Raw genomic sequence first — 17,225 nt, 5'->3', positions numbered from 1 at the left:
GGGGTTAGCCTCACCTCGAAGACCGACCTCCGGCCCATCTAAGGACCACCCATGACCGATATCCCCGGCAGCGGCCCGAAACTGGGAGGCTTCAAGCTTCCCTCCCTCGCCGATATCAACCGGACGCTCCGTTCCGGCGACATCGTGCTGGCGCTCGGCATCATGGCCATCATCGTGGTCCTCATCCTGCCGATGCCCCCGCTCCTGCTCGACGGGTTGCTGGCCATCTCGCTGGTTTTCTCGGTCCTGATCCTGATGACGGCGCTCTTCATCCAGACGCCACTCGAATTCTCGTCCTTTCCAACCGTGCTGCTGATCGCCACCATGATCCGGTTGGCGCTCAACCTCGCCACGACCCGCCTCATCCTCTCGGAAGGTCACAACGGCACCGACGCCGCCGGCCACGTCATCGAGGCCTTCGGCAACTTCGTCATGCGCGGCAGCTTCGTCATCGGCGTCGTGGTCTTCATCATCCTGGTGATCGTCAACTTCGTCGTCATCACCAAGGGTTCGGGCCGTATCGCGGAAGTGGCGGCGCGCTTCAACCTCGACGCCATGCCCGGCAAGCAGATGGCCATCGACGCCGACCTCTCGGCCGGCCTCATCGACGAGAACGAAGCCCGCAAGCGCCGCCAGACGCTCGAAGCCGAAAGCGCCTTCTTCGGCAATATGGATGGTGCGTCCAAGTTCGTGCGCGGCGACGCTATCGCCGGCCTCCTCATCACCTTCATCAACATCGCCGCCGGCATGGTGATCGGCATGGCCCAGGAAGGCCTTTCCTTCCAGGAAGCCGGCAACAACTATACCCTGCTGACGGTCGGCGACGGCCTCGTCTCCCAGATCCCCGCGCTCATCGTTTCGATCGCCGCCGGTATGCTGGTTTCCAAATCCGGCGTTGCCGGCTCCGCCGACAAGGCCCTGGCCAGCCAGTTCACCGGCTATCCCAAGGCGCTGGGCATGTCCTCGGCCGTGATGGCTGTGATGGCCTTCCTCCCCGGCATGCCCTTCATCCCCTTCATCGGCGTTGCCGGTGCCATGGGCTACCTTGCCTTCACTTCGGCCAAGAAGAAAAAGGCGCAGAAGATGGAAGCTCAGGTCGAGCAGGCCATGGCCAAGGCCGGCGTCTCCTCGCCCCAGCAGCTCGAAGAAGCTCCGATCTCTGACAGCCTCAAGATCGACGAATTGAAGCTCGAGCTCGGCTACGGCCTCCTGCAACTGGTCAAGGAAGACGAAAGCGGCACCGATCGCCTCACCGAGCAGATCAAGGCCCTGCGCCGGCAACTCGCCAGCGAGCTCGGCTTCATCATGCCGCCCGTGCGTATCCTCGACAACATGCAGCTCGAGCCCAACGACTACAAGGTCAAGATCAAGGAAGTCGAGGCCGGCCACGGCCAGATCTACGCCAACCAGCTCATGGTCATGGACCCGATGGGCCGCGAAATCACCCTGCCCGGCTACCACACGGTCGAGCCGACCTTCGGTCTGCCCGCCACCTGGATCGACCCGGCTTTGCGCGACGAGGCCGAACTCCTCGGCTATTCGATCATCGACCCTTCGACCGTCATCTCGACGCACCTGACCGAAGTCCTCAAGTCCAACGTTGCGGACCTTCTGAGCTATTCCAACGTCCAGACCATGCTCAACGGCCTCTCCAAGGAGCAGCAGAAGCTGGTCGAGGACATCGTGCCCTCCCAGATTTCGGTCTCGGGCATCCAGCGCGTGCTGCAGGCGCTGCTCAACGAGCGCATCTCCATCCGCGACCTGCCGACCATCCTCGAAGGCATCGCCGAAATCGCCGGCTCCGGCCGCTCGACCCAGACCATGGCCGAGCACGTCCGCTCGCGGCTTGCCCGCCAGATCTGCGCCGCCAATCTCGGGCCGGACGGCAACCTGCCACTCCTCACCCTCTCCCCGCAATGGGAGCGCGATTTCGCCGAAGCCATGGTCGGCGAAGGCGACCACCGGCATCTCGCCATGGCGCCCTCGCGCCTCCAGCAATTCATCCTCTCGGTCCAGCAGGCCTTCGAGAACGCCGCCCAGATGGGTGAACTGCCGGTGCTCATCACCTCCCCGCAGATCCGCCCGCACGTCCGCGCCATCATCGAACGCTTCCGCCCTCAGACCGTGGTCATGAGCCAGAACGAGGTCCATCCGCGCGTCCGCCTCAAGACCATCGGCAGCGTCTAAGCCAAGCCAACTCCTCAACAACTCGCTGGACAGGATTTCATCTGGTTGCTTTCTTAGGTGCAGTCGACGCCAAAGAGCGGAACGCCGTGGTGTTGAAGGCGCGGGCATGGGGCGCGTGCCACTGGGAGGAAATTGATGAAGAGACGCGAATTCTTCAGGTCCGCGTCGGCCGCCACTGTTGGCGCCGTCGCTGCCACGACTCTTGCTGCACCGGCCATCGCACAAGGCAATATTACCTGGCGCATGGTCACTACCTGGCCCAAGAACTTCCCCGGCCTGGGCGTAGGCGCCCAGAATTTGGCCGATCGTATTACCAAGGCCTCCGGCGGTCGCCTGACCGTGCAGGTCTTCGCCGCTGGTGAAATGGTGCCCGGCCTGCAGGCACTCGACGCTGTCATCGACGGCTCCGCCGAAATGAGCCACGGCACGCCCTATTATTGGCAGAACAAGAGCCAGGGCCTGTCCTTCTTCACCGGTGTGCCCTATGGCATGACCAGCCGCGAGCTGACCGCCTGGGTTCGCTACCTCGGCGGGCAGGAGCTCTGGGACAAGATCTACGACCAGTTCGGACTGCAGGGCTTCCTTTCCGGCGACACCGGCACGCAAGCGGGCGGCTGGTTCCGCAACGAGCTTACCGGCGTCTCGGACCTCCAGGGGCTGCGCTTCCGCACGCCAGGCCTCGGCGGCCAGGTCTGGGCCAAGCTCGGCGCTTCGGTAACCAACATGGCTGCCGGCGACATTTTCGCCGCGCTCCAGTCCGGTACCCTCGATGCCGCCGAGTTCGTTGGGCCCTATAACGATTTGGCTCTCGGCTTCTACCAGATCTGCAAGAACTACTATTTCCCCAGCTTCGTCGAACCTGGCCTCGCGACCGAAATCGCGGTCAGCAAGTCCAAGTTCCAGGAGCTGCCGGAGGACCTGCAGGAAATTGTCCGTGCCTGCTCGCAGGCGGCCTATGACGATGTGGCCTCGGACATGTATGCCAATGACCCTCGCGCCCTACGCGCGCTCGTGAGCGAACATGGCGTCCAGATCCGTCAGTTCCCCGAGGAAATCCTCGAGGCTGGCGCCAAGGCCTCGATGGACCTCATCGCGGAAATCCGCCAGAGCGGAGACGCCCTCACCAAGGAAGTGGCCGAAAGCTTCGTCTCGGCCTTCAACCTGCTGCGCGAACGCACGGAAGGCACCGACATGCCGTTCCTCGTCGCACGCCAGAAATACATCAAATATTCCTGACGACCTTGCAGCGCGAAATGAAAGCCCGGACCTTGGTCCGGGCTTTTGTCGTTTGCTAGTGGTAGAGAATTCCTGGCAACCAGGTGATGAGCTGCGGCACGAAGAACAGGATCGCCAGGGCGATGATCTGCAGGATCACGAAGGGTACCACCCCGCGATATATCATGCCCGTGGTGACCCTGGCCGGCGCGACACCCCGCAGGTAGAAAAGCGCGAAGCCGAAAGGCGGCGTCAGGAAGCTCGTCTGGAGGTTCACGCCCACCATTACACCCAACCAGATCGGATCCACGTTGAGCGCCAGCAGCACCGGCGCCGTGATCGGGATCACGATGAAAATGATCTCGAATGTATCCAGGATGAACCCGAGCAGGAACATCACGAACATCACCACGATCATCGCGCCGATCGCACCGCCAGGCATGGACGAGAGGAATTCGTGCACGAGGTTGTCGCCACCCATCATGCGGAAGACGATCGAGAACACGGCGGCGCCGAAGAGGATGATGAAAACCATCGAGGTGATGGTCGCAGTGGAGATCACCACCTGACGCAGGATACCAAGATCAAGTTTCCGACGGAGCGCAGCCAGCAGCATTGCACCCACCGAGCCTACCGAGGCAGCCTCCGTAGGCGTCGCCACACCACCCAGGATCGAGCCGAGCACCGCCACGATCAGCAGGAGTGGTGGCAGCAACGCGACCACCACGTCCCGCCCCAGGGTGCCCCGTTCAGCTTCCGGCACCGGTGTCGCCGGGCAGGACTTGGGGTCTGTTATGGCCTTGAAGATCATGAAGCCGGCATAAAGCGCCACCAGGAGCAGACCCGGAAGGATGGCGCCGGCGAAGAGCGCGCCTACCGATACCGGCGCGGGCGCGAAATTGCCCTTCTCCATCTGCACTTGGGCATTGATGCCCGAGAGCATGTCGCCCATGAAGATGAGCACCGTCGAGGGCGGGATAATCTGTCCGAGAGTGCCTGAGGCGCAGATAACGCCGGTGGCGAGCTTGGGATCGTAGCCGGCGCGCAGCATGGCCGGCAGCGAGATGAGCCCCATCGTGACGACGGTAGCGCCCACGACCCCGGTCGAGGCCGCCAGCAACGCGCCTACCACGATTACCGACAGGCCGAGCCCGCCGCGCAGGTTGCCGAACAGCTTGCCCATGGTCAGCAGCAATTGCTCGGCAATGCCCGATCGCTCGAGCATCACGCCCATGAACACGAAGAGCGGTACGGCCACCAGCACCTCGTTGGTCATGAGTCCCACGTAACGCCCGACCAGCGAGGCGTAGTTGGAAGGGTCGTAGACCCCGAGGAACCCACCCACGAGGCCGAAGATCAGCGCCGTGCCGGCCAGCGAGAAAGCGACGGGGAAACCGAGCATGAGGACGCCGATGACGCCCACGAACATAAGGGCGGCGAGGATCTCGCCAAGCATGACAGGATCCATCAAACCGCCTCTTCCACCTCGTTGGCGCCATAGCGCAGTTTTTCGGGTAGAAGATTTTCGTGCCCCGCCAATACCAGGGCGGCGCGCGCCGCCATGGCTATGCCCTGCAAGCCCACCAGCACCGCAAAGACGATGATGAAGCTCTTGAGCACGAAGAGCCCCGGCATGCCTCCGATATTGGCCGACCCCTCGTAGTAGCTCCACGAACGGACAACCGCCGTCCAGCTGTAGTGCAGAACCACAAACATGAAGGGCAGCAGGAAAAAGATGACGCCGAAAAGGTCAGCCATCGCCTTTTTGCGCGCCGAAGCCGGGCGGTAGAAGATATCGACGCGCACATGATCGTCGCGCATCAGCGCAAAGCCCGCGACGCCGGTGAACATGGCGCCGCTCATCCACACATAGAGATCCTGCATCCACAGGATCGATACGTGAAAGAAGTAGCGTTGCACCACGACGGTGAAACACAACAAGACACAACCGAGCGCCAGCCAGCAGAGAATTTCCCCCACGACCCGGTTGATGCCGCTGATGGCTCTGACGAGCCAGGCGAGCCCAAGCAACTCTCCGGTCCTCCCATTTCCTGTTTAGCGGCTGTTCCCTCCCACCGCTGATGGAATTGAGAACAGCATTGCGGGGCAAGGTCAACTCCGCCTCGCCCCTCCTCTTGGAAGGATCGCAAGAACCCCACCGTTTCCGTTAACCAATTAGCAACTGCTTAACCGCGCCTGAGCTTTCGGGCTGCCCGGCCCCGCTCCTTGCGTTATCGTCACTCACATCAGGGAGGCTGCGTGCCGCACTCCTCTGAAAAATCCGCCAGGGAGGCGGAAAAGGCCGGTGCCGCGATGCGGAGCCGGCCTTTTCAATTTCTCGCTGGAACATCAGGCTATCCGCGCGCGTTTGCCCGGCAGGAGAACCCCATGTTTCGCAAAGCCCTGCCCCTTTTCTTTCTCGCCGCCCTCGCCGCTCCCGATCTTGCGCTCGCGCAACAGGCGGCGCCGACTTCGCCGCTCGATGCGCCCGTTGCTCCCAATGCGGGCATGACCGAGACGCAGCTTCATCGCCCCACGACGCTTTCCGAGGGCTATCGCCCGCTCACCAGCGACCACCTCGCCTCCTTGCTCGTCGGCATGAGCGTCTTCTCCGGCACGACCGATACGGCAGACCTCATCGGAGCGATCGATGACCTCGTCGTCAGCGCGGACGGCAAGATTTCGGCTGTCGTGCTGGGCGTCGGCGGCTATCTCGGCACGGGCGAGAAGAGCGTCGCCATCGACTATGCGCAGCTCCAGTGGAGCAAGGCGCCCGACGGCAGCGACCGTATCGTGCTCAACGTCACCAAGGACGCCCTCGCCGCCGCGCCCGCCTTCGCCTGGCATGAAGATCTGGCTGAAGCGCGCGCCGACGTTGCCAAGCAGGATGCCGAGGCACAGGCCATCGAGCCTAATGCCAACGACACCAGCAATATCAGCCCGGACGCCACGACCGATGCTCCGGAGACCAACCACATCGACAGCGCCAATCTCCATCCCATCGACGCCGCCACCCTCACGGCCGAAGACCTCAAGGGTATCGCCGTCTACGGCATCAACGACGAAGCCATCGGCACAATCGGCGATTTCGTGGTCAATGCCGACGGCAAGGTGGATGCCGTGATCGTCGACGTCGGCGGTTTCCTCGGCCTGGGCAGCAAGCCGGTGGCAGTGGGTTTTGAAAATCTCGCCTTCTCGGTCGACGCCGGCAACAACCGCTACCTCTTCCTCAATGTCAGCAAACAGTCACTGGAAGAGCAGCCGCCATTCGACAAGAGCACTTATGCCGCCGACCGGAGCGCGCAGAGGCTGGTGGTTCAGCCGTAGATCCCGCACGCAGCGCCCACCCACCTGGGGAGGGGGTAGGTCACGGCCTCTCCCCCGCAAAACAAAAGGGCCCCGCACCGCGGAGCCCCTTTCAATCTCAACCGACTAAGCATTACCGCCCGTTGCGGAACCTCAGCCGGGCGATCTCGTCATACTCGGCCTGCTCGATCTTGTTCTGCTCGGCCACTTCGCGCTGGTGTTCGCGCTGGTCGAGCAGTTCGACCTTCTTGAGGTCTTCGATGGCTTCCGCCAGCGCGTCCTGCGCGCCCTCCAGCTTCTCGCGCATGTCGTTGGCCGATGCGAGAAGGTTGTCGCGGCGCTGCAGCGCTGCCTTGGCGAAGGTCGAATAGGCGAAGTGGGCGATATCGGAAATGCCCGTCTTCTGGTGTTCGATTTCGATCTGCTGGTCGAGGTCGGACGCCATGCGCTCGAAATCGGCGATCATCATCTCGATCTGAGTGACCTGCCGACGCTTCTCGTCCACCTGAAATTTCTTGAGCCTTATGAGGCTCTCACTGCGCGACTTCACGACTTGTACTCCTTACCCCATCAAGTCCCCAGAGCCCTATGGGATAACTGCCCCATTCGCCCTAGCCGGTCTGCTGCGCTTCCGCCATGTCCACGATCGCCGCCAGCATGTTGTAGCCATCGGCAATCGACGTTCGCTCTTCCCTTTGCTGGCTCAAAAACGCCTCCAGCGCCGGGTTGATGGCGATAGCGCGGTCTACCTTCGGGTCCGATCCTTTCCGGTATGCCCCCAGACGGATCAGCTCTTCCATATCGGCGTAGACCGACATCAGTTCGCGCGCCTTGCTCAGGGTGGGTCTCATGTCCACTGGAACACAGCCCGGCATGGTTCGCGAGATGGACCGCAGGACGTTGACGGCGGGGTATCTTCCCCGTTCGGCAATGCCACGCTCCATCACGATGTGCCCGTCGAGAATGCCGCGTACGGCATCCGCTATGGGCTCATTGTGATCATCACCTTCAACCAAAACGGTAAATAGTCCGGTAATAGAACCGGTAGAAGGCGTTCCAGGCCCTGCTCTTTCGAGGAGCCGTGGCAATTCGGTGAATACGGTCGGTGGATAACCCTTGGCCGTCGGCGGCTCGCCGATGGCCAGGCCAATCTCTCGCTGCGCCATGGCAAAGCGCGTAAGGCTATCCATCATGCAGAGCACTCTCTGCCCCTGGTCGCGGAAATATTCCGAAAGCGAAAGCGTCAGATACGCCGCCTGCCGGCGCATCAGCGCCGCCTCATCGGACGTGGCCACTACAACGACTGCGCGCTGCAACCCTTCCTCGCCCAGATACTCGCTGATGAACTCGTGCACTTCGCGACCGCGCTCGCCGATGAGCCCGATCACCGCCACGTCGGCATCGGTATTGCGCGCCAGCATGGACATGAGCACGGACTTGCCCACGCCCGAGCCGGCAAAGATGCCCATGCGCTGGCCGTCGCAGATGGTCGTAAAGGTGTTGAGCACTCGCACGCCCAGGTCGATCGGCGCGCCCACGCGCACGCGATCATGCGCGGCGAGCGGATTCTGCCGCAGCGGATAGGCGCTTGCCCCAGCCGCGATCGGCCCCTTGCCGTCGATGGGTTCACCCACCGCATTGATCACGCGCCCGAGCCAGGCCGGCGACGGATAGACCGCGCCGTCCGAACTCTGGAACACCGCCTTGCAGCCCAGCCGCACGCCGGCGAGCGGCCCGAAAGGCAGGCAGAGCGCGTGTCCCTCGCGAAAGCCGATGATCTCGGCGGGCAGGTATTCCCCGGCCTGTGTTTCGATGGAGACGCGCCCGCCTACACGCAACTCGCGCACCGGCCCCACGATTTCGATCAAGAGGCCCTGGACGGTTTTGACGCGGCCGAAGACCTCGACTTCGTCAATGGCATCGATAGCGGTGGTGAGCGACTTCACGCGCCGCGCTCCTCAAGCGAATCACTTCTTGAGCGAACGTAACCGAACGTTAAGCAAAAAGCGCTACGAGCAGGATTGGCGTCGCTCTGCCCGCACTGCGTCGGCTTGCCACATTTCGCCACAATTTCCCCTCCCAGACCTGCAAATCCATGAGTCCGAAGAGTCGGTTATTGCGGCTTCTTAATCTATTTTCTTAAGAAAAGTTGAGACAATTAACCGTTATAAATCAACGAGTTAGACTAAATTGAGGTTACCAGAGATTGCGTATTGCGGATCAGAATTAAACTTTGTTAACTAATCGGGCTTAGTGTGGAGTCATATCCAGTAGGGTTGGATTGGGGCGGCCGGTCGCGCATGGACGTCGGGCCCCGAGTTCCAGCAGGAACCTGACGGCAAGGGGATTAACATGCGGGTACTCCTTATTGAGGACGACAGCGCTACGGCACAGAGCATCGAGTTGATGCTCAAGTCCGAGAGTTTCAACGTCTACACCACCGATCTGGGTGAGGAAGGCGTCGATCTCGGCAAACTCTACGATTACGACATCATCCTGTTGGACCTGAACCTGCCCGACATGAGCGGGTATGAAGTTCTGCGCACCCTGCGCGTTGCCAAGGTGCAAACGCCGATCCTGATCCTTTCGGGTCTTGCGGGGATCGAAGACAAGGTGCGCGGCCTCGGTTTCGGCGCCGACGACTACATGACCAAGCCCTTCCACAAGGACGAACTCGTGGCCCGCATCCACGCCATCGTCCGGCGCTCGAAGGGACACGCCCAGTCGGTCATCCAGACTGGCGAGCTCACGGTCAACCTCGACACCAAGACCGTCGAAGTGATGACCCAGCGTGTGCATCTGACCGGCAAGGAATACCAGATGCTCGAGCTGCTTTCCCTGCGCAAGGGGACGACGCTCACCAAGGAAATGTTCCTCAACCACCTCTATGGCGGCATGGACGAGCCGGAACTCAAGATCATCGACGTGTTCATCTGCAAGCTTCGCAAGAAGCTCTCGGTGGCCACTGGTGGCAAGAACTACATCGAAACCGTCTGGGGCCGTGGCTACGTGCTGCGCGAGCCCGACGAGAACGAAGTTTACTCCGAAAGCGCCTGATAGCGCCCAGCTCCATCGTCACAAACCTGACCCCGCTCCAGAATGGCGCGGGGTTTTGTTTTTTGACGGCAGGAGCGATTGAGTGTGAGGCGGCTCGGGCGAACGCCCTACTCCGCCACGACTCCGTGGAACTTGGCTTCCAGGACATCCCGGTCGAACGGCTTCATCATGTAGTCGTTGGCGCCGGCCTTGAGGGCCAGGGCGATCTGGCCGATGTCGTTCTCGGTGGTCATGTAGACCACGTGCGGCTTCTCACCGCCCACATAAGCCCGGAGGAGTTTCAGGAACTCGAGCCCCGTCATGATCGGCATCTGCCAGTCGAGAAGGATGGCGTCGGGCATTTCCTGCCGGCACTTGTCGAAGGCTTCCTGCCCGTCCTCGGCCTCTTCGATGATGTAGTCGATATCCTCGAGGATGCGGCCCGCGACCTTGCGCACCACGCTCGAGTCATCGACGATCAGGCAGGATTTCATGGCGGGACTCGCGAAAAGGCATTCGCCCCGATTATGGGGCGAAAGTCCCTACGAATGGTTAGCGAAGCCTTAGGCTGCTTCGGCGCTCGCCGCCTTGGGCGTGGCCGTGAACACGAACTCTTCGTTCTCGATGCCGATCTTGAGTTCCATGTCGGTCATCCGCGCCAGGATACCGGTGTAGAACGGCTGGATCCCCCGTGCATCGACGCCCTCTTCAGGCGCGCCCGAGAGCAGGCCTTCCGAGCCGGCCGGGATCAGCGTCTTGGGACCCTTGGAGGTGAGGCGGAAGGCTTCCTGCCCGGCTGGACCGGTCATTTCGGCCTTCACATAGCCACCGCGAGGCACCGAACCGGCTGCGATCAACAGCATGTTCATGAAGAGCTTGGCCTTGTGCTTGGGCAGCAGGATCGCCGGAACCTGCCAGTCGAGATCGGCTTTCTCGATCTCGAACAGCAGCTTGGCGACGCGCTCGCACTCGCGGGTATCGAAATCGGTACCGGCCGTGGAGGAGGCTCCATAGGCCAGGCGCGCGAATTCGAGTTTGGCGCGGGACTGCTTGGCGGCGTTGGCGATGAGATCGCGCGCGAAAGGCGCCATTTCGGCCTGGCCCGGATCGGCCAGAACTTCGAGACCGTTACCGATCGCACCCACCGGGTTGATCAGATCGTGGCACACGCGCGAACAGAGCATTGCCGCCAGGTCGGTCGCCTTGAGCTCGATGATGTCGGCCATGACTATTCCCCGATAGAATCATTTGCTGCAACCATGACGCAGCCGCGCGCCTTGGGCAATCAAAGGGCAGGCCTCAGTTTGTGGAAAGCTCCTTGGAGAGACCGCCCCAGTGATCGACCGCATCCGTCATCGCCTTTTTGGGCGACATCAGGAAGGCATCGCGGTTGGCGGTCGAGTAGAAAAGATAGAGCCGCTGGCCGACCATCGCATAGATGCGCGGATTGCCATCCGACAGGAAACCGCGGGCCACGCCCATGGCGCAATAGCCGCCGAATTGGGGAGCGTAGATCTCGGGATCGGCCTTGAACACATCCAGGTTCGCCTGGTTGGCGAAATACCAGGTCACCCCACCCCAGTCATAGGCCAGGTCGAGCGTTCCGGCCAAAGGTTCCTTCTCGGTGAAATAACTCACCGGGTCGTTCCCCTCGAGCGCCACCCCGGTTAAGGGGTTGGAAACTATGGCAGTTGTTACCACCGAGGCCGCCAGAACGGGCGAAACCTGAGCAAATCCGGGCGAAAGCACGCTGGCGAGCACCCCTATGGTTAAGATTTGTTTACGGATTTGCCGCATCATTGCCCCGATGGACGCCCAACCTGGGCGCGACGTGAATCGGCATCACCCTAGCGCACAAAGCATGAGCCGCTGGTAAATGCCGTGAGGGCCGGCGCCCCTACTGGAGGATATCAAGATGTTCAATCGGCTCGGCAAGGGACTGATCGCCAGCCTGATCATGCTCGTTGGCCTCTGCGCTCCCCAATTCGCTTACGCCCAGCAGGGGTCGCTGAGCGACACCTATTCGAGCGATGACCTGGTGGAACGCGGTGGCGCCTTCTTCGGCTCGGTATCCCAGGGCCTGGCCTCGCTCGTGGAGAAGGTCGTGGGGCAATACGGCCTGCCCAACGGCTATATCCTGGGCGAGGAAGCCGGCGGCGCGCTCTTCGCCGGCGCCAAGTACGGCCAGGGGACGCTCTATACGCGCAACCTCGGCGAATACCCGGTCTACTGGCAGGGCCCGTCGGTCGGCCTCGATTTCGGCGGCGACGGCTCCAAGGTCATGATGCTGGTCTATTCGCTGCCCGACATCAACTCGATCTACGCCCGCTATCCCGGCGTCAACGGCTCGGCCTACGTGGTGGGCGGGTTCGGCATGACCGTGATGAAGCGGCAGAACGTCGTGCTCGTCCCGATCCGCTCGGGCGTGGGCGCGCGGCTCGGGCTCAATGTGGGCTACCTCAAGTTCACCCAGGAACCGACCTGGAACCCGTTCTGACCCGTCGAGTCTCCGCCCGGCAACAGAAGGTCACATTAGGCTGAGCCCTTAAGGTTAAGCCTTGGCAAGACTGGCGCCTTGCCGCCATAACTGCCAGATGTCGATGGACCCGAAAGGCTTTCGGGTCCTCGGCACGTTGCGGAGCCGCCTATGGGTATTGAGAACATCATGTACTTCGCGCTGGGCCTGCTGATCGCGGCCCTGCTGGCGCTGGCGATCATGCCCGCCATCTGGAAGCGCGCCGTACGGCTCACCAAGCGCCGCATCGAAGCCGCCACGCCCATGTCGATGGCCGAGTTCCGCGCCGACAAGGACCAGCTGCGCGCCGAGTTCGCCCTCTCCACGCGCCGCCTCGAAATGACCATCGAGGGCCTGCGCAAGCGCCTGGCCGAGGAACTGGGCGACGTCAGCCGCCGCAAGGCGGACCTCAACAGCATCAAGACCGAGCGCGAGCAGCACCAGCAGATCGTCACCGACCTCGAAACCCGCGAGACGACGCTCAACCAGCGCATCGCCGAGCTGGAGAAGGAAAGCACCGACCTCTCCCAGCGTCTGCGCATGCGCGACCGGGACTATGCCAGCAAGGCCGAGGAACTGGACAAGGCCCGCAACGCCATCCGCGGCGAGTTCGCGAGCCCCGCCGATGCCGAGACGCTGACGGGCGACTACGAGGAAGATACCGACCGGCTGCTCTCCGCGCTCGCCATCGAGCGCAAGCGGACGGCAACGCTCGAAGCGCAGACACGGGCGCTGATCGACAAGCTCGATGCTGCCCCCAAGCGCTCTGCCGACACCAATGCCGCCATCGCCGAACTACGGCGGGCTCTCGCGGCGCGCGACCAGGCGGCCGACGCTTTCAACGCCGACCTCGCAACCGCCGAGGCGCGACTCGCCAGCGCCGAGACGCAGCTCAACGCGCTGCTCAAGGAAACCGAGCCGGCGCCCGAAGAGGGCAGCAACAAGGTGCAGCAATTGCTGGCCGAAAAGCTCTCGCTCGAAGAGAAGACCGAAAAGCTTAAGGACAAGGTGGCCGGGCTGGAATCGGTGATCCTTGCCGGCTGGGGCACGGCGGCCGTGGAGCCGGGCGCATTGCGCGAGCGGCTGGGAGCGATCGCCTCGGACGTGAGCCGGATCGTCTACGCGCTCGACGAGGAGCCGGCGGCGCCGGAAGCCGAGGAAAGCCTGTTTGACCGGGTGCAGCGGTTTGCCGACGACGGCGCTGCGGCCGAACCACTGCCGATGCCGCCACCGGCGGCGCGCAAGCCGCGGGGACGGGTATCCACGCGGATGGCGGCGGTTCGGGATATTCAGTCGCGGAATTAGGCGCGGGGGGTGGCCGGGAAGGGAGGGCGCCGCCTCCTGAAGCTCGCTCCTCGTAACTCTCTGACATCGCTGCCTCCCTCCCCCACCATGGAGCCTCCTAGGCCGCTGAGCTGGGGGCTATGGATGGCGCCACTCATGGGGGACGGGGCAATAGGCCCCGGATCAAGTCCGGGGAAGATCGAGGGTGGGGCGCGCGCTGTCCACTGTGGAACGCGACTACATGCGTGAGCTTCCGCTCGGCTCGCCGCTCATTCCCTCATTCCCCTCGCTTCCCACATTCCCGTACTTGCCCCACCACCGTACTTCCCCGGCCGAAGAGCCGGGGCCCACGGATACCTCCACTCGAGTGGCGTGGTGCAATGGGCCCCGGATCAAGTCCGGGGAAGTGCAGTGGTGGGGCGGGATTGGGTGCTGCGGACGGCGCGGGTCGGGTCGGGTCGGAGAGGCAGATCAGATATGATCAGGCACGGGCAAGTCGGAAGGGCCGATGATAGCTCGAGGTGTGCGGCTTGCCCGCCGGAAAGTGGCCTTCACAGGGGGAAGGTGTTGGGGATTGCCGGGTTTTGGGGCTGAGTCGGGCGCGGCGGTGGGAAACAGAAATGTTTCGCGTGGCTTTTTTGCGGGGTTTTGGGCGTCAGATCTTCATTAAGTCTTTGATATTTATCAATTTATTTTCTGACCGAGTGCCTGAATCGTTAAATTTTGACTCAATTTCGGGGCAATTTTCGCGATTTTTCGCGGGGTTGAGAGCAAATTCGGGCTTCGTTTGGCGATGATTTTGAGGGGTGTCTTGGCGCGCGCCTGAAGGGCACGCGACTAGTTTAGCGCGGGCTTTTGGGTGCGGGGATAAAGTCGGGCGGTCGGTGTTGCCGCCGGGCGCGGGCCCTGGGCGGCTCCGTCCGACGCCCGCTTACTCGACGACGATGTCGAGCTGCTGCTGCATTTCGCCGGTGGCGCCGTCGAAGATGCGGACCTGGGTGGCGGGGCCGATCTTGTAGGTGACGCTGACGGTTCCGCCGTTGGCGACGGCCGAGACGACCTCGGCGCCCTGCGGCAGGCGCAGGGCCTGGGCGGCGTAGGCGCCGGCAGGAGCAGTTGCGCTGGCGGGCGCAGTCTGCGATGAGCGATAGACAAGTGCTATCGCGATGGCGATAAAGCCCACCAGCAACAAGCCGATCGAAAACATGAACGAGCGCTTGGCCCGCGCGATGATCGCCTGGGCTTCAGGCGACAGGGTTTGATTTTCGGCCGATGGATCAGGAGCGCTCATGCAGGACGTGTCCGGTGAGGAAATCGAATTCGAATATGTCGTCGAGCCCGCAGACGCCGGCACGCGCCTGGACGCGCTGCTCGCCCGGGAGCATGACGTCTTCAGCCGCAACCGCATCAAGGATCTGATCCTCGAGGGCGCCGTAACCGTCAACGAGGCTCGCGTCGACGAGCCCAAATACCGCGTCAAGGCGGGCGATACAATCGTTCTCGTGGCGCCCGAGCCCTCCGACCCCGATCCGCAGCCCGAGGACATTCCCCTCGACATCCTTTATGAGGACGACGAGCTGATCGTGATCAACAAGCCGGTGGGCATGGTGGTGCACCCTGCCCCCGGCGCCTGGACCGGCACGCTGGTCAATGCGCTGATCTACCATTGCGGGGAAAGCCTCAAGGGCATCGGCGGAGTCAAGCGCCCCGGCATCGTCCACCGGCTCGACAAGGATACGTCCGGCGTGATGGTCGCGGCCAAAACCGACCGAGCGCTGAAGCACCTGGCGGCGCAGTTCGCCGATCACGGCCGGACGGGGCCGCTCCATCGCGCCTATACGGCCTTTGCCTGGGGTCGCACCGAAAGCGCCATGGGCACGATCGATGCGCCGCTGGGACGGGACAACCACAACCGGCTCAAGCAGGCGGTCCGTCGCGACGGCCGCGAGGCGATCACCCATTACCGCAGCCTCGCCCGCTATGGCGACGAGGGCTGGGACATCACCCAGCTCACCTGCGAGCTCGAAACCGGGCGCACGCACCAGATCCGCGTGCACATGTCCCATATCGGCCATCCGCTGGTGGGCGACGCGGTCTATGCGCCGGGCTTCGCCACCAAGGTCAACCGGCTTCCCGACGACCTCAAGGCCATCATTTCCGGCCTCGGCCGACAGGCGCTGCATGCGGCCGAACTGGGCTTCGAGCATCCGACGACGGGCGAGGAAATGTTCTTCGAGGCGGAGCTGCCGGAGGACCTTCAGGCGCTCCAGGAGGCGCTCCAACCTTACAACCGCGCCTATGCGCGTTAACAAAGCTTAAGGTGATTTCGGGCGCGGTCCGCGCTAGCTTTCTACTCGCACGCTTTCCCGCAACCTTTCGTGAGATCGTGCATTATCCGTGCCGGGTGGGTCTTATCAGCGCCCGAAATCGACCTATATATGCCCATGTGCCCTCCTGTGCCTTCATGGACGGGAACGGTACGCTCTGCCCGTAGAAACGGGGGAAAGGGGGACTAAAAATGGCCCAGTCCAATCTACCGGTTCTTTCGACCGAAGGTGGCCTCAGCCGCTATCTCCAGGAAATCCGCAAGTTCCCGATGCTGGAACCGGACGAGGAGTTCATGCTGGCCAAGCGCTACAAGGAGCACGCCGATCCGTCGGCTGCCCAGAAGCTCATCACCTCGCATCTGCGCTTGGTAGCGAAGATCGCGATGGGTTACCGTGGCTACGGCTTGCCGATCTCCGAGGTCATCTCGGAGGGCAATGTCGGCCTCATGCATGCGGTCAAGCGGTTCGAACCCGATAAGGGCTTCCGCCTGGCGACCTATGCGATGTGGTGGATTCGCGCCGCGATCCAGGAATACGTCCTGCGGTCCTGGTCGCTGGTCAAGATCGGCACCACGGCGGCCCAGAAGCGCCTGTTCTTCAACCTGCGCAAGATCAAGGGCCAGATCGCGGCCCTCGATGACGGCTCGCTGCATCCGGACCAGATCAAGCAGATCGCCACCACCCTCAACGTCTCCGAAGACGATGTGGTGTCCATGAATTCCCGCCTCACCGGCGACGCCTCGCTCAACGCGCCCATGCGCGCCGACGAAGGTGCTTCCGAATGGCAGGATTGGCTGGTGGACGACACGCCCGATCAGGAAACCGTTCTGGGCAACAGCGAGGAATACGACGAGCGCATGGGTCTGCTGACCAATGCGATGGACGTCCTCAACGACCGCGAACGCGCCATCTTCCAGGCTCGCCGCCTGCAGGAGAGCCCGGCCACGCTCGAAGAGCTCGCCCAGCAATACGACGTATCCCGCGAACGCATCCGCCAGATCGAGGTCCGCGCCTTCGAGAAGGTGCAGGAAGCGGTACAGAACGCCGCACGGTCACGCGAAAACGCGTAAGTGCGATGTGAGGCTAGGAAAAGCCGCCCGGAAGGGCGGCTTTTTTGTTTTGGGGCACAATCTCGGAACTTCCCCGGCCATAGAACCGGGGCCGGCCCACGGATGCCTCCACTCGGGCGGAGCCGGGCAATAGGCCCCGGGTCTTCGCCCGGGGAAGTAGGGGGTGGGGATTGGGTGGTGCCGGCCCCAGGGGGATGTGGTGTTGGGGACGGACTCGATCGTGCCCATCGTCCCTCTCCCCTTGAGGGAGAGGGTGCCCGAAGGGCGGGTGAGGGGTTCTCGCCG

General features: G+C 62.8%; 16 protein-coding genes. 8 read left to right on the top strand and 8 right to left on the bottom strand.

The annotated features are described in order from the left end of the window. The first annotated feature begins 51 nt into the window (after nucleotides 1–51). A complete protein-coding gene (gene flhA / locus JNE37_RS12460) occupies nucleotides 52–2,187 on the top strand; it encodes a flagellar biosynthesis protein FlhA (RefSeq protein ID WP_035036121.1) in 2,136 nt (711 codons plus the stop codon). 135 nt (nucleotides 2,188–2,322) lie between these two features. Beyond that, nucleotides 2,323–3,423: a TRAP transporter substrate-binding protein gene (locus tag JNE37_RS12455; RefSeq protein ID WP_035036119.1), complete on the top strand. Its 1,101-nt coding sequence runs from the start codon at nucleotides 2,323–2,325 to the stop codon at nucleotides 3,421–3,423. Between the two features lie 55 nt (nucleotides 3,424–3,478). Here JNE37_RS12455 and JNE37_RS12450 read toward each other — a convergent pair whose 3' ends face one another. Both JNE37_RS12450 and JNE37_RS12445 read right to left on the bottom strand, forming a co-directional pair. After that, nucleotides 3,479–4,870: a TRAP transporter large permease gene (locus JNE37_RS12450; RefSeq protein WP_035088518.1), complete on the bottom strand. Its 1,392-nt coding sequence runs from the start codon at nucleotides 4,868–4,870 to the stop codon at nucleotides 3,479–3,481. Continuing rightward, on the bottom strand, nucleotides 4,870–5,433 hold the full coding sequence (locus JNE37_RS12445; RefSeq protein ID WP_203063050.1) for a TRAP transporter small permease subunit: 564 nt from the start codon (nucleotides 5,431–5,433) through the stop codon (nucleotides 4,870–4,872). Before JNE37_RS12445 ends, JNE37_RS12450 begins: the two co-directional genes overlap by 1 nt. 357 nt (nucleotides 5,434–5,790) lie before the next feature. On the opposite strand from JNE37_RS12445, the gene JNE37_RS12440 reads away from it, so the two are divergent. Then, nucleotides 5,791–6,729, top strand: coding sequence for a PRC-barrel domain-containing protein (locus JNE37_RS12440; protein ID WP_052151979.1), 939 nt, complete (start codon nucleotides 5,791–5,793; stop codon nucleotides 6,727–6,729). A gap of 112 nt (nucleotides 6,730–6,841) precedes the next feature. On the opposite strand, the gene fliJ is transcribed toward JNE37_RS12440, so the two are convergent. Both fliJ and fliI read right to left on the bottom strand, forming a co-directional pair. Continuing rightward, on the bottom strand, nucleotides 6,842–7,258 hold the full coding sequence (gene fliJ, locus JNE37_RS12435) for a flagellar export protein FliJ (protein ID WP_035036110.1): 417 nt from the start codon (nucleotides 7,256–7,258) through the stop codon (nucleotides 6,842–6,844). 61 nt (nucleotides 7,259–7,319) lie between these two features. After that, nucleotides 7,320–8,654, bottom strand: a complete 1,335-nt coding sequence (gene fliI, locus JNE37_RS12430) for a flagellar protein export ATPase FliI (protein ID WP_035088522.1) — start codon at nucleotides 8,652–8,654, stop codon at nucleotides 7,320–7,322. Nucleotides 8,655–9,060: 406 nt separating this feature from the next. Between fliI and ctrA the strand changes: the two genes are divergently transcribed. Beyond that, complete coding sequence (ctrA, locus tag JNE37_RS12425) at nucleotides 9,061–9,765, top strand: response regulator transcription factor CtrA (protein ID WP_035036104.1); 705 nt, start codon at nucleotides 9,061–9,063, stop codon at nucleotides 9,763–9,765. Nucleotides 9,766–9,872: 107 nt separating this feature from the next. On the opposite strand, the gene JNE37_RS12420 is transcribed toward ctrA, so the two are convergent. From JNE37_RS12420 to JNE37_RS12410, 3 genes are all read right to left on the bottom strand, one after another. Continuing rightward, entirely contained in the window at nucleotides 9,873–10,238 is a 366-nt protein-coding gene (locus JNE37_RS12420) for a response regulator (protein WP_035088523.1), read from the bottom strand. A 69-nt stretch (nucleotides 10,239–10,307) separates the two neighbouring features. After that, nucleotides 10,308–10,970, bottom strand: coding sequence for a histidine phosphotransferase ChpT (chpT, locus tag JNE37_RS12415; protein WP_035036096.1), 663 nt, complete (start codon nucleotides 10,968–10,970; stop codon nucleotides 10,308–10,310). Nucleotides 10,971–11,043: 73 nt separating this feature from the next. Next, nucleotides 11,044–11,544 carry a YHS domain-containing (seleno)protein gene (locus JNE37_RS12410; protein ID WP_203063048.1) on the bottom strand — a complete coding sequence of 167 codons (501 nt, stop codon included), beginning with the start codon at nucleotides 11,542–11,544 and terminating at the stop codon, nucleotides 11,044–11,046. Between the two features lie 115 nt (nucleotides 11,545–11,659). Between JNE37_RS12410 and JNE37_RS12405 the strand changes: the two genes are divergently transcribed. Both JNE37_RS12405 and JNE37_RS12400 read left to right on the top strand, forming a co-directional pair. Further along, a complete protein-coding gene (locus JNE37_RS12405) occupies nucleotides 11,660–12,241 on the top strand; it encodes a DUF1134 domain-containing protein (RefSeq protein WP_035036094.1) in 582 nt (193 codons plus the stop codon). Between the two features lie 150 nt (nucleotides 12,242–12,391). Further along, nucleotides 12,392–13,564 (top strand): coiled-coil domain-containing protein, encoded by a 1,173-nt coding sequence (locus JNE37_RS12400; protein WP_203063046.1) that lies wholly within the window; start codon nucleotides 12,392–12,394, stop codon nucleotides 13,562–13,564. Nucleotides 13,565–14,474: 910 nt separating this feature from the next. On the opposite strand, the gene JNE37_RS12395 is transcribed toward JNE37_RS12400, so the two are convergent. Further along, nucleotides 14,475–14,834, bottom strand: coding sequence for a DUF6476 family protein (locus tag JNE37_RS12395; RefSeq protein ID WP_203063044.1), 360 nt, complete (start codon nucleotides 14,832–14,834; stop codon nucleotides 14,475–14,477). Between JNE37_RS12395 and JNE37_RS12390 the strand changes: the two genes are divergently transcribed. Both JNE37_RS12390 and rpoH read left to right on the top strand, forming a co-directional pair. Further along, nucleotides 14,833–15,852 (top strand): RluA family pseudouridine synthase, encoded by a 1,020-nt coding sequence (locus JNE37_RS12390; RefSeq protein ID WP_203063042.1) that lies wholly within the window; start codon nucleotides 14,833–14,835, stop codon nucleotides 15,850–15,852. The two genes, JNE37_RS12395 and JNE37_RS12390, sit on opposite strands and share 2 nt — an antisense overlap. Nucleotides 15,853–16,061: 209 nt before the next feature. Further along, nucleotides 16,062–16,940, top strand: a complete 879-nt coding sequence (gene rpoH / locus JNE37_RS12385; protein WP_035088525.1) for an RNA polymerase sigma factor RpoH — start codon at nucleotides 16,062–16,064, stop codon at nucleotides 16,938–16,940. Nucleotides 16,941–17,225 lie beyond the last annotated feature (285 nt).

Origin of the sequence: Paradevosia shaoguanensis (assembly GCF_016801025.1) — a bacterium.
GTDB lineage: Bacteria > Pseudomonadota > Alphaproteobacteria > Rhizobiales > Devosiaceae > Paradevosia > Paradevosia shaoguanensis.
Note: the sequence above shows the minus strand (reverse complement) of the source record. Positions and strands in the feature narration are given on the sequence as shown.

Excerpts from the sequence above, each read along its gene's own strand:
- flhA (WP_035036121.1), top strand. The coding sequence starts at position 52 with ATGACCGATATCCCCGGCAGCGGCCCGAAACTGGGAGGCTTCAAGCTT.
- JNE37_RS12455 (WP_035036119.1), top strand. The coding sequence starts at position 2,323 with ATGAAGAGACGCGAATTCTTCAGGTCCGCGTCGGCCGCCACTGTTGGC.
- JNE37_RS12450 (WP_035088518.1), bottom strand. The coding sequence starts at position 4,870 with ATGGATCCTGTCATGCTTGGCGAGATCCTCGCCGCCCTTATGTTCGTG.
- JNE37_RS12440 (WP_052151979.1), top strand. The coding sequence starts at position 5,791 with ATGTTTCGCAAAGCCCTGCCCCTTTTCTTTCTCGCCGCCCTCGCCGCT.
- ctrA (WP_035036104.1), top strand. The coding sequence starts at position 9,061 with ATGCGGGTACTCCTTATTGAGGACGACAGCGCTACGGCACAGAGCATC.
- JNE37_RS12420 (WP_035088523.1), bottom strand. The coding sequence starts at position 10,238 with ATGAAATCCTGCCTGATCGTCGATGACTCGAGCGTGGTGCGCAAGGTC.
- chpT (WP_035036096.1), bottom strand. The coding sequence starts at position 10,970 with ATGGCCGACATCATCGAGCTCAAGGCGACCGACCTGGCGGCAATGCTC.
- JNE37_RS12410 (WP_203063048.1), bottom strand. The coding sequence starts at position 11,544 with ATGATGCGGCAAATCCGTAAACAAATCTTAACCATAGGGGTGCTCGCC.
- JNE37_RS12405 (WP_035036094.1), top strand. The coding sequence starts at position 11,660 with ATGTTCAATCGGCTCGGCAAGGGACTGATCGCCAGCCTGATCATGCTC.
- JNE37_RS12400 (WP_203063046.1), top strand. The coding sequence starts at position 12,392 with ATGGGTATTGAGAACATCATGTACTTCGCGCTGGGCCTGCTGATCGCG.
- JNE37_RS12390 (WP_203063042.1), top strand. The coding sequence starts at position 14,833 with ATGCAGGACGTGTCCGGTGAGGAAATCGAATTCGAATATGTCGTCGAG.
- JNE37_RS12395 (WP_203063044.1), bottom strand. The coding sequence starts at position 14,834 with ATGAGCGCTCCTGATCCATCGGCCGAAAATCAAACCCTGTCGCCTGAA.
- rpoH (WP_035088525.1), top strand. The coding sequence starts at position 16,062 with ATGGCCCAGTCCAATCTACCGGTTCTTTCGACCGAAGGTGGCCTCAGC.